Source organism: Streptosporangium lutulentum (genome assembly GCF_030811455.1).
Classification (GTDB): Bacteria; Actinomycetota; Actinomycetes; order Streptosporangiales; family Streptosporangiaceae; genus Streptosporangium; species Streptosporangium lutulentum.
Map to the genome: position 1 here is coordinate 1,055,057 of NZ_JAUSQU010000001.1, position 11,358 is coordinate 1,066,414.

General features: G+C 69.5%; 9 protein-coding genes. 7 read left to right on the forward strand and 2 right to left on the reverse strand.

The window, feature by feature from the left end:
- Positions 1 to 33: 33 nt before the first annotated feature.
- Together J2853_RS04535 and J2853_RS04540 are read right to left on the reverse strand one after the other, a co-directional pair.
- Entirely contained in the window at positions 34 to 960 is a 927-nt protein-coding gene (locus J2853_RS04535; RefSeq protein WP_307555263.1) for a hypothetical protein, read from the reverse strand.
- A 267-nt stretch (positions 961 to 1,227) separates the two neighbouring features.
- Positions 1,228 to 1,884, reverse strand: coding sequence for a 4'-phosphopantetheinyl transferase family protein (locus J2853_RS04540; RefSeq protein WP_307555265.1), 657 nt, complete (start codon positions 1,882 to 1,884; stop codon positions 1,228 to 1,230).
- 897 nt (positions 1,885 to 2,781) lie between these two features.
- Here J2853_RS04540 and J2853_RS04545 point away from each other — a divergent pair.
- The 7 genes from J2853_RS04545 (at position 2,782) to J2853_RS04575 (ending at position 11,327) form a co-directional block, all read left to right on the forward strand.
- The gene (locus J2853_RS04545) at positions 2,782 to 5,757 is read left to right on the forward strand and encodes an AfsR/SARP family transcriptional regulator (RefSeq protein ID WP_307555267.1); all 2,976 of its coding nucleotides are present in this window, start codon (positions 2,782 to 2,784) and stop codon (positions 5,755 to 5,757) included.
- A gap of 398 nt (positions 5,758 to 6,155) precedes the next feature.
- Complete coding sequence (locus tag J2853_RS04550) at positions 6,156 to 7,670, forward strand: ABC transporter substrate-binding protein (RefSeq protein WP_307555269.1); 1,515 nt, start codon at positions 6,156 to 6,158, stop codon at positions 7,668 to 7,670.
- A 7-nt stretch (positions 7,671 to 7,677) separates the two neighbouring features.
- Entirely contained in the window at positions 7,678 to 8,643 is a 966-nt protein-coding gene (locus tag J2853_RS04555; protein ID WP_307555271.1) for an ABC transporter permease, read from the forward strand.
- On the forward strand, positions 8,640 to 9,464 hold the full coding sequence (locus tag J2853_RS04560) for an ABC transporter permease (RefSeq protein WP_307555273.1): 825 nt from the start codon (positions 8,640 to 8,642) through the stop codon (positions 9,462 to 9,464). The genes J2853_RS04555 and J2853_RS04560 overlap by 4 nt, the downstream gene beginning before the upstream one ends.
- The gene (locus tag J2853_RS04565; RefSeq protein ID WP_307555275.1) at positions 9,461 to 10,258 is read left to right on the forward strand and encodes an ATP-binding cassette domain-containing protein; all 798 of its coding nucleotides are present in this window, start codon (positions 9,461 to 9,463) and stop codon (positions 10,256 to 10,258) included. The genes J2853_RS04560 and J2853_RS04565 overlap by 4 nt, the downstream gene beginning before the upstream one ends.
- Positions 10,255 to 11,043 (forward strand): ABC transporter ATP-binding protein, encoded by a 789-nt coding sequence (locus J2853_RS04570; protein WP_307555277.1) that lies wholly within the window; start codon positions 10,255 to 10,257, stop codon positions 11,041 to 11,043. The genes J2853_RS04565 and J2853_RS04570 overlap by 4 nt, the downstream gene beginning before the upstream one ends.
- A gap of 113 nt (positions 11,044 to 11,156) precedes the next feature.
- Positions 11,157 to 11,327: a hypothetical protein gene (locus J2853_RS04575; protein ID WP_307555278.1), complete on the forward strand. Its 171-nt coding sequence runs from the start codon at positions 11,157 to 11,159 to the stop codon at positions 11,325 to 11,327.
- Positions 11,328 to 11,358 lie beyond the last annotated feature (31 nt).

The window sequence follows — 11,358 nt, forward strand, 5'->3', positions numbered from 1 at the left end:
CCCGTCCGAGGAATCCCGGTCGACGGGCTCGCCTCATTTCCGGGGCGCCTGGCCTGCCTTTTCCGTCCACAGCTCGTACGTGCTGTCCCCGGGGAGCACCCAGACCTCCACGTCGGGCCTGGTGATCTTCCGCAGCGGCGTCGCCTTGCCGGTCGTCGTCGAGACCCGGTAGACCGCCACCCCCGTCGCGGTCCTCGACCGGACGATCACGCGTCCCGCCTGGTCGAAGTCGAGGTCGTCGATGTACTGCCCGCGCGGCAACCCCACGGTCACCGTGCCGCTCGCGCGGCCGGTACGCAGGTCGAGCAGCCGCAACTGGCGATACTTCCGCCACGTGCCGACAGGCACCGCCGCCGTGACGTGGTCGTTCGCCAGCGCCGTCGGCGACAGCGATGTCTTCAGCCGCGTCCGGGCGCGCAGCCCTCGGTCGAACACCGTCAGCCGTTCCCCTGCCAGCAGCAGCCGGTCGCTGTCGGGACTGAACCCCGCGAAGGCCCACGCGTCCGTCCCTCCGGGAGGCGGCAGCACCTTGCCTTTGCGCAGGTCCGCGAAGATTCCCATCCCCGGCGCGGAGGTGCCCGTGACCACGTAACCGCCGTCGTTCGACACCAGCGGCCACTCCTCGTTGATCGAGGACGCCGTGAGCCGCGGTGACACCACCCTTTCCCCGCCGCTCAGCGTCCGCTCGACGAACAGCCCATCCGACTTACGGAAATAAAAGAAATGCCGCCCGTCCCCGCTGACCAGGAACGGCGCCCGCGCCCCGGCGTTGGCCGCGTCGTCGGGCGCCTCGGTGAGCGCCTCCGGCACCTGCACCACGTTTCCGTTGGTCAGCACCAGTTTCCAGGTCTGGGTTCGCTGCGCGTGCGCGATCGTGGCCGGCGCGGCGGCCACCGCGGGCTGTCCGCTCAGGGCCACGGTGGTCAGAAGGAGCGTCGCAAGAGCCGTGCGAAATCTCATATTTCATAATATTGCGAGATTTCAAGAAATATTGCTGTTTTCTGCCGGAGTTCGATGCCGGCTGCTTATCCATTGAGTCCTTCGCGTCCCACAACAGGCTAACTGCGAAGCTTGTCTGAAGCGTAGTAGTTTTTCCAATTTTATGTATAAATAGGTGATTCATGTATTTATCGCCGGATTTCAGGCCGAGGCCGGTGGGCGGCCCTCACATATGTGCGTTCGCCGTCCGGCCGCGATCCGCGCCACCCGCGAGGTGGACGGCGGAACTCAGCGCGGAATGACGATGGCGGTGACGATGAGTCCCCTGTCGACCAGCCATCGGCCGGAAAGGACGCTGAGGCGCCTGCCGTCGACCTTGGGCCCCGTCACCAGCAACCGCGCCGAGAAGGCGCCCGCCACGGGGTCGAAGCTGATCACCGCGTCCTCGAAGTCCAGCCACCGCCTGGCCAGCGGGAACCACGCCTTGTACACCGACTCCTTGGCGCTGAAGAGCATCTTGTCCCAGGACACCTGGGGATGGCCGGCCGACAGCAGGCGTAGCTCGGTGCGCTCCTCGGGCAGCGAGACGGCCTCCAGGACGCCGTTGGCCAGCGGGGTGTTGGGCTCGGCGTCGATGCCGATGGCCGTCACCGCGGAGGAGGTCCCCAGGACCGCGCCCCGGTATCCCGCGCAGTGCGTGATGCTGCCGACGACCCCCTTCGGCCACTGGGGCTCACCGCGCAGTCCCGGCAGCACGGGCGTGGCCGGCAGTCCGAGCCTGCCGAGGGCGGCACGGGCGCACACCCGCGCCGTGGTGAACTCCCTGCGGCGCTTCTCGACCGCTTGCTCGATCACCTTTTCCTCTTCGGGAAAAAGTGTCGCGTCAAGGGGGTCGTGGAAGAGGTCCGCCGCCACCACACAGCCGGGAAGGATGCTCTCGATCATGATGTCTCCCTCGCAGGGAGGCGGTTTTCTGGAAAAGTGCTTTTGCCCTTCTCCCGCCTGGTCATGACGTGATCGTAGCCGCGCGCCGAATCGGGGGAAATCGTGTGGCGGGTTTCTCGGGCCTGCTCACCGTGGATAAGGGCAGGCAGGGGACGGATAGGGGTCGGCCGGTGCGACACGCCGGCCGCGGTGGCGGCGGCGACGCGCCAGGCCCCGCCGACCTGTGCCGATGTGCCGGGCGGGCGGCCCGGGGATCTCGGGTGCGGACGCGGTCTTCACCGGGGAGCCGCGATGGCGGCCTTCGTGGCGGGTGGGGCCATGGCCCCGATGTCGTTCACGGAGGGGCCTTCCTTATCGTGAGCCGGATTGCCTTTCTTTGTCATCTCACGTTCACGCGGGGGATCGACGGTCTCATTCTCCGGCCATCCCCAATCCCCGAAAAGCTGCCGATCGTTTCCGGTTGCCCGAGAGTATGTAAGTTGAATTATTAATCAACGTGAGTCGATTTCGATCGGCTGCCGCGAAATAACGGTTCTGCCGTAGACACCGTCCGGAACCTGTGCGGTAATGCTCGTGTCCACACCACCCCTCCGCCGTCTGGCGCGATGGTCTGGTGGATACGGCCGGGCCGTTTCCACTCCGATCCCACTCGGTGAACGGCCGGCGCCCCCGAGCGACACGAGGTAGCCGTGAGCACCAGTAGCAGCAGCCGCATTCCCTCTCCCGTGAGAGTGACAGTGATCGCGATCGTGACCGTGACGAAAGACGGGCGACCCTGGAGCTGAACCGCGGTTCCGCACGGCCGGGGACACGGGGGTCCCGGGCCGCGACGACGGGCTGACGACGGGCCCAGCCCACCACGCCATCACTCACGTCCTCGACAGGGGGAGATTTCGGATGGAGTTTTTCGTGCTCGGCCCCCTGACGGCCGGGGTGGGCGACGAACGGCTTGACCTGGGAAGCGCACGGCAGCGGATCGTGCTGGCCGCACTCCTGCTCGACGCCAACAGGACCGTCACCGTCAGCCGCCTGATGGAGGCGATCTACGGCCACGATCCGCCGGTGACCTCGCGCTCCCAGGTCCAGAACTGCGTGTCCGCCCTGCGGCGCCTGTTCGATTCCCACGGGCACCCCGACCTCATCGTCACCACCTCCCAGGGGTACGCCCTCCAGATCCCCGGCGCGCGCATCGACGCCCAGCGTTTCAGGGCCACCCTCGTCCAGGCCAGGCAGGCCAGGGACGGCGGGCGGCAGGCGGAGGCGATCGACCTCTACCGCGCGGCGCTGTCCCTGTGGCGGGGACCCGTGCTCGACGGCGTCGAGAGCAGGCTGGTGCAGTCGGCCGCCGGCAGGCTCACCGAGCAGCGGATCACCACCGTCGAGGAGTGCGTCCAGTTGGAGCTGGAGCGCGGCGGCCACCACGAGCTGGTCGACGAGCTCGCCCGGTTCGTCAAGGAGTACCCGCTGCGCGAGAAGCTGCGCGGCCTGCTGATGACGGCGCTCTACAGGTCCGATCAGCGGGCCGAGGCGCTGGAGGTGTACCGGCAGACGAGGCAGACCTGGGCCGAGGAACTGGGCATCGAGCCCAACGAGCATCTGCAGCGGCTCCAGCGGGCCATCCTCGCCCGTGACGAGAGCCTGAACCCGCCGGACCGGCACACTCCCGGCGCCGTGGAGCGCGTGCGCGGGCGGAAGGGCGCGCCGGGCATGCTGCCGCCCTCCGTCGCCGACTTCACCGGGCGCACCGAGCAACTGGCCGAGATCCGCGCGCACCTGACAGGCGAAGGCGCGCGGGAGCGGTCGCGGCTGGCCGTACCCGTCGTCGTGATCGTCGGCAAGGCCGGCATCGGCAAGACGAGTATCGCGCTGCACATCGCGCACGCCATCGCCGGGCACTCTCCCGACGGCCAGCTCTTCGCCACCTTCCAGGGAGGCTCCACCCGTCCGGTGGGTCCCTTGCAGGTGCTCGAACGCTTTCTGCGCGCGCTCGGGGTGTCCGGCTCCGCGATGCCGGAAGGGCTGGAGGAACGCGCGGAGACCTACCGCGACCTCCTGGCCGCCCGCAGGACGCTGGTCGTCCTGGACGACGTGGTCAGCGAGAGCCAGGTCCTGCCGCTGCTGCCGGGCAACCCCGAATCGGCCGTCATCGTCACCAGCCGCAGGCGACTGCCGGGGCTGGCCGGTGCGGCCCATGTCGACGTGGCGGTTTTCGAGGCCGAGCAGTCGCTTGAGCTGCTCTCCCGCATCGCGGGAGCCGAGCGGACGCGGGCCGAGCCCGAGGCGGCCGACGCCCTCGCCGAGCTGTGCGGCCACCTGCCGCTGGCGCTGCGCATCGTCGGCACCCGCCTGGCCGCGCGGCCCCGGTGGAGCCTGGGGCGGCTGGTGGAACTCCTCCAGGACGAGACCCACCGGCTGGACGAGCTCAGATACGGCGACATGGGGATCAGGGCCGGGATCTCGCTGACCTACGACGGCCTGGGCGAGGAGGCCAGGCGGCTGTTCAGACGCCTGGCGATCATGGAGGCTCCCGTCTTCTCCGCCTGGGCCGGTGCCGCGCTCCTGGACCGCTCGCCGGCCGAAACCGACGACCTGCTGGACGACCTGGCCGACGCTCAGCTCATCGAGATCGTGGGAGCGGGCAGGGGCCTTGAGACCCAGTACCGCTTCCATGACCTCATCAGGGTGTTCGCCAGGGAGCGCCTGGCCGCCGAGGAGTCCTTCGCCGAGCGCAACGACGCGCTCGCCAGGATGCTCGGCGGCCTGCTGTTCATCGCCGACGCGGTTCGCGACCGCTACTACGGCCGCGACGTCGTCATCGGCAGCGACGCCGTCCGCTGGGCGCTGCCGGCCCCGCTGGTCGCGCAGTTCGCCGCCGCGCCGCTGGCCTGGCTGGAGCGCGAGCGCCCGTTCGTGCTCTCCGCCGTACGGCAGGCGGCGCACGCGGGGTTCGCCGGGCTGTGCTGGGACCTGGCGATGAGCATCGTCCCGCTCTTCGAGTCCAAGGTCTACCTCGACGACTGGCGGGAGAGTCACGAGATCGCACTGGCCGCCGCCCGCCGCTCGGGCGACCGCAGGGGCCAGGGGGCGATACTCACCTCGCTGAGCACTCTGTGCCATCTCGACCAGCGGCCGGCGGAGGCGTTCCGGCTGGCCCAGGCCGCGGTCACGGCGTTCGAGGAGGCCGGGGAGGTGCGCGGCGCGGCGCTGGCCACCCGCCATATCGGGATGCTGGACTGGACGGCCGGCCGTGCCCGGGAGGCGTCGTCGCGCTACGAGCGGGCGCTGGAGACCTTCCGCGCCACGGGCGACCGGGTGGCCGTCGCCTACGTGCTCAACCAGCTGGCCCAGATGGGACTGGAACGGGGCGACACGGAGGGCGCGGAGCGTCAGCTCCGTGAGGCGCTGAGGCTCAGCAGGGAGGGCGACGGCAGGCGGGTGGAGGCCCAGGTGCTGTACCGCATGGGGCACGCCCGGCTGAACTCCGGCGGTTTCCACGGGGCGGGGGAGTCCTTCGAGCGGGCGCTGGCCGTCGTGCGGGACCTCAGCGACCCGATCGGGGAGGTGCACGCCCTGCACGGGCTCGGTCTCGTGCGGCTTCGCCAGGGGGAGTTCGACGAGGCGGCCACGGCGCTGCGGCGGGCTCTGACGCTGGCCCGTGCCACCAACCAGCGGCTCATCGAGGCGCGGGTGCTTCTCGGGCTGGGCGAGTCGTCCCTGCGGGCCGGGCAGGCCGGGCAGGCCGTCGACCTGCTCAAGCGGGCGCTGGCCCTGTTCGGCCGGTATGACAACGTCACCGCCCACGAGGCGAGGGCCCTGTCCCTGCTCGGCGACGCGCGGCGGGCACTCGGCGAGACCGTCCCACCCGGCTCCTGAATGTGGGCGATCTTTCAGGACAAAGGTGCCGTTCGATGGATTTCATGCCTAAATGTCCGTGAGGTGAAAATTGACAGTGAAATTGACAGTGATCTCTGCCTCGTCTCTACAAAATCCTACATTCTGGTGAATTCTTATGTATTCACCTTAGAAAAGTCCCTGGTGTTCCTGCGACGACGTCCTTGACCGGCGAAAGTCGGGAGGCTCGCCATCCATTGACAGCGGCCTGCAATAGCCCCTTCCTTGCACTTGTTGACTAGTTTGTGCTTAAGACGGACAAGCCGGGCAGCTCTGTGGCGCGGCCGGGATGATACAGCTCTATGCGATGGCCATAATCGGCGAAAAGCGACAGAATGACCCCTCTAGTTAGGCTGTCAGATGACAACACGGGGGACATCGTGAAAAGTCAGATGGCGTCGCTCATCGGCTCCGGCATCGCCTTAGCCTTGGCTCTCACCGCCTGCGGCGCAGGGGGAAACGGGAGGGAGGGCCCGGCGTCGAGCACTGCCGAGTCGGCGCCCGTGATCGACATCGGCTCGCTGTACGAACCGCAGAACCTCGACAACGTGGGCGGCGGCGGACAGGGAGTGATCGAGGCACTCGGCGGAAACGTCTACGAGGGACTCTTCAGGCTCACCGACGACGGCACGATCGAGAACCTGCTCGCCGCCGACTACAAGGTCAGTCGCGACGGGCTCACCTACACCTTCTACCTGCACGAGGGGGTGCGGTTCCACTCGGGCGACCCGCTCACCGGCGCCGACGTCGAATACAGCCTGGAGAGGATCATCGACGACGGCTCCACGTCCCCCCGCAAGAGCGCCCTGAGCGTGATCAAGAGCATCGAGACCCCCGGCACCTCGACCGTCGTGGTCAAGCTGTCGTCCAGGTCGATCTCGTTCGTCTACAACCTGAGCCACGTGTGGATCATCAACGACACGGTCAAGGAACCGGCGACCGCCGAGGACGGCACGGGGCCCTACCGGCTCGGCACGTGGAAGCGCGGCTCCTCTCTGTGCCTGGACAGGTTCGACGGCTACTGGGGCGCCGCGCCCAAGAACCGGCAGGTGGTGTTCCACTACTTCACCGACGCGAGCGCGCTCAACAACGCGCTGCTGACCGGCACCGTCGACCTGGTGACCAGCGAGCAGAGCCCCGACGCCCTGGCCCAGTTCACCGGCGACCCGCGCTACAAGGTCAGCGAGGGAAGGTCCACGACCAAGCTCCTGCTGGCCTTCAACGACCGTGAGCCCCCCTTCGACAAGGTGCTCGTCCGCAAGGCCGTCAGCTCCGCGATCGACGACGGGAAGTTGCTGGAATCGATCTGGGACGGTCACGGCAGTCTGATCGGCTCGATGGTCCCGCCGAGTGACCCCTGGTACGAGGACCTCACCGAGGTGAATCCCTACGACGTGGAACTGGCCAGAAGACAGCTCGCCGAGGCCGGTTACCCGGAGGGCTTCACCTTCACCCTCGACACTCCCAACTACGACCCGCATCCCACCATCGCGACGTTCGTCAAGTCGGAGCTGGCCAAGGTCGGCATCACGGTGGACATCAACACCATCACCGCCGACGAGTGGTACACGAAGGTGTACCAGCGGCACGACTTCACCGCGACCCTGCAGGAGCACGTCAACGACAGGGACATCCGCTGGTACGGCGATCCCGACTTCTACTGGGGCTACGACAACCCACAGGTCGCGACCTGGATCAAGCAGTCGGAGGAGGCCTCCACCCTCGACGGGCAGACGGCCCTGCTGCGGAAGGCGAGCCGTCAGATCGCCGAGGACGCGGCCAGCGACTGGCTCTACCTCAACCCGCAGATCGTGGTCAGCACGGCCGGGGTGTCCGGCTACCCGGTCAACGGACTGAACGCACAGTTCTACGTCTACGGCATCGACAAGCGCTGAAGGTCCGGTGACCGCCTACCTCCTGCGCCGGACGCTGCTCCTGGTCATCTCGCTCCTTCTCGCGAGCTCGGTACTGTTCCTGCTGCTCAGACTGCTGCCCGGCGATCCCGCCAACTCCCTGCTGTCGGTGGGGGCCACTCCCGAGCAGGTGGCCGCCGCCCGGCATGAGATCGGCTCGGACCTCCCGCTGCCCGAGCAGTTCGCCTCCTGGATCGGCAGGATGGCCACACTCGACCTCGGCAGGTCCTTCATCAGCTCGCTGCCCGTGGGCCCCGAGATCGCCGGGCGCCTGGTCGTCACGGCGCCGCTGACGATCCTGGCCTTCCTGCTGGCGGTCCTGATCTCGGTGCCCGCGGGGTTCGTCACGGCCCACCGCCGCGGGACCTGGTACGGCTCGCTGCTCGGCGGGGTGTCCCAGTTCGGCCTGGCCGTACCCGTCTTCTGGGTCGGGATGCTGCTGATCACCGTGTTCGCGCTGCACCTGCGGCTGCTGCCGGCGGGCGGGTTCCCCGCGGACGACTGGGCCGACCCCGCGGCCGCGCTCACCTCGCTGGTGCTGCCCGTGCTCACCGTCTCCCTCGTCATGTCCGCCTCGCTGATCCGCTACGTCCACTCGGCCGCCCTGGACGTCCTGGGCAGCGACTACCTGCGGACGGCCAGGGCGCTGGGCTCGTCGTTCGCCGGTGCGATCTGGCGGCACGGCCTGCGCAACGCCGCCGTGCCCGTGGTGTCGATCCTCGGCATCGAACTGGCCACGACCTTCCTCGGCGCCGTCGTCGTGGAGAACGTGTTCGCCCTGCCGGGGCTCGGCAGCATGCTGGTCAAGGCGTTCGCCCAGCACGACTACCCGGTGATCCAGGGAATCCTGGTGCTGAGCACCTTCACCGTGCTGCTGATCGGTTTCCTGGCCGACGTCGTCCAGCGGCTCATCGACCCCCGGCTGCGCCGTACCGCGACCGGGGGGCCCGAATGAGTGCCCGGCGCCGCTCCCGCACGCTCGCCGTCGGCTGCGTCCTGATCGCGGTGATCGCCGCGACGGCTCTGCTGTCGCTGTTCTGGACGCCCTACGACCCGGCCGACACCTCGGGCGGGCGGCTGACGCCTCCGGGGCCCCTCCACCCGCTCGGCACCGACAGGCTCGGCAGGGATCTGCTCACCCAGCTGATGCTGGGCGCCCGCGTCGCGCTCACGGCGGGGACGGGGGCGGTCGTGATCGGCGCCCTGCTCGGCCTGGCCGGCGGGCTGCTCGCCGGATTCGCCGCCCACTGGCTGGACGACGTCCTGGCCGTCCTCCTCGACATCCTCATCGCCTTTCCCACCCTGCTCATGGCCATGCTCATGGTCGCGGCCAGAGAGGCGTCCCTGCTCACGGCCATCCTGGCGATCGGCCTCGCCATGTCGGCCGTCGTCGCGCGGCTGACCAGGGTGCTGGTCAAACAGGTCCTGGCGCAGGACTACATCACGGCCTCGCGCACCTCGGGCACCTCCTGGCCCAGGATCGTGACCGGGCACGTCCTGCCCAACATCTGGCCCACGCTCTCGGTCAACCTGGCGTTGCAGATGGGCCTGGCCGTGCTCGCCGAGGCGAGCCTGTCCTATCTCGGCCTGGGCGCGCCGCCCCCGAACGCCTCCTGGGGGCGCATGCTGCAGGAGGCCCAGGCGACGGTGTTCACCGCGCCCACCGGTGTCATCGCGCCCGGCGTGCTCCTGGCCATGCTCGTGATCGGCACGAACCTGATCGCCGACGGCGTGCGGGAGACCGCCGACCCGACCCTGAGGAAAGGACCGCGATGACCCTGCTGGAGGTCGACGGACTGCGCGTGCGCGCCGCGGACGGCCGGGCCCTGATCGACGGCCTGTCCTTCTCGCTGGGAGAGGGGGACCGGCTCGGCCTGATCGGCGAGTCCGGCTCCGGCAAGTCGCTGACCGCGCTGGCGATCATCGGCCTGCCGCCCCCCGGGATGAAGGTGTCCGGCAGCGTCGTCCTGGACGGCGTCCAGGTGGTGGGGGCGCCCGAGAGGCGGCTGAACAGGCTGCGCGGCCGGGCGGCGGCCGTGATCTTCCAGGAGCCGCTCACCGCGCTCGACCCGCTGAAACGGGCCGGCGCGCAGGTCGCCGAACCACTGCGGCGCAGGCGGCGGCTGCGCGGTGCGGCCCTGCGCCACGCGGTTGTCGACGCGCTGGCCGAGGTACGGCTGGCCGATCCCGAACGCGTCGCCCTGGCCTACCCGCACGAGATCTCCGGCGGCCAGCGCCAGCGGGTCGCCATCGCCATGGCACTGGCCTGCGAGCCGGCGCTGCTGATCGCCGACGAGCCCACCACGGCCCTGGACACCACGACCCAGGCGGAGGTGCTGGCGCTGCTGGACACCCTGGTCGGCGCCTCGGGGATGGGCCTGCTGTTCATCGGCCACGACCTCGGGGTGGTGGCGGGCGTCACCGGCAGGCTCCTGGTGCTCCAGGACGGCCGGGCCGTCGAGTCGGGGACCGTCGGGGACATCGTGCACGCGCCGTCCCATCCCCACACCCGCGAGCTGGTGGAAGGCACCAGGCGGCTGCACGACGCCCTGGGCGGGATCGCGCGATGAGCGGCCCGCGGGTGCTGGAGGTCCGCGGAGTGGACTTCACCTACAGGGGCGGGCCCGCCGTGCTCACCGACGTCTCCTTCTCCGTCGAGGCGGGGCGGAACCTGGCCCTGGTCGGCGAGTCGGGGTCGGGCAAGACCACACTGGTGCGACTGCTGCTCGGCCTGCTGCGGCCTGCCGCCGGGCAGGTGCTCCTGGACGGGGAGGGGCTGCCCGGGCGCGAGCGGGCGCTGCGGCGCGCGGTCCAGCCCGTGTTCCAGGACCCCTACTCCTCCCTCGACCCCCGGCAGCGGGTGGACAGGATCGTCGCCGAGCCGTTGCGCTCGCTCGGCCTGGTCCCCGCGGGCGACCGCCCGGAGCTGGCGCGCAGGGTGGCCGAGGCGCTGCGCTCGGTCGGGCTGCCGGAGGAGGCCGCGCGCCGTTATCCGCACGAGTTCTCCGGCGGCCAGCGCCAGCGCGTCGCCATCGCCAGGGCGATCGTCTGCGGCCCCCGGGTCCTGCTGGCCGACGAGCCGGTCAGCGCGCTGGACGTCGCCACCAAGGTGCGCCTCATCGACCTGCTGGCCGAGCTGCGGGAGAGCCGGGGGCTGACGGTGGTGATGGTCTCGCACGACCTCACCGTGACGGCCTCCCTGTGCGAGGACACGGTGGTGCTCGAACGCGGGCGCGTCGTGGAGCGGGGGGACACGGCGGCGGTGCTCGGCTCTCCCCGCCATCCCTACACCAGGCGGCTGGTGGCCTGCGTGCCCGCTCTGCCGGAGCCCGGAGGGAATGTCCACCGCCTCTGACCTGTGCGATGCCATCGCAGAAGCGATCCGATAACGAGGGAATGGCGCCTATTCCTATGGTGAACACAACAAGAACCGCAGCTGGTCAACCACCAAGGAACTGAGGTCAGAAAATGAAGAAGCACCTGGACAGCCGCCTCGCCAGATTCGCCGCCATTGTGGTCGTCACCACCGCGATCGTCGTTCCCGCCTTCGGCACCGGAGCCTCCGCGAGCGTGGACTCCGCCACGAATCTCGCCAAGCCCGCCCCCGCTCAGATGCTCTGCTGCAACACCTGGCCCTGACCCGCGATCCCCGGTCGCCCTTCATATGGCG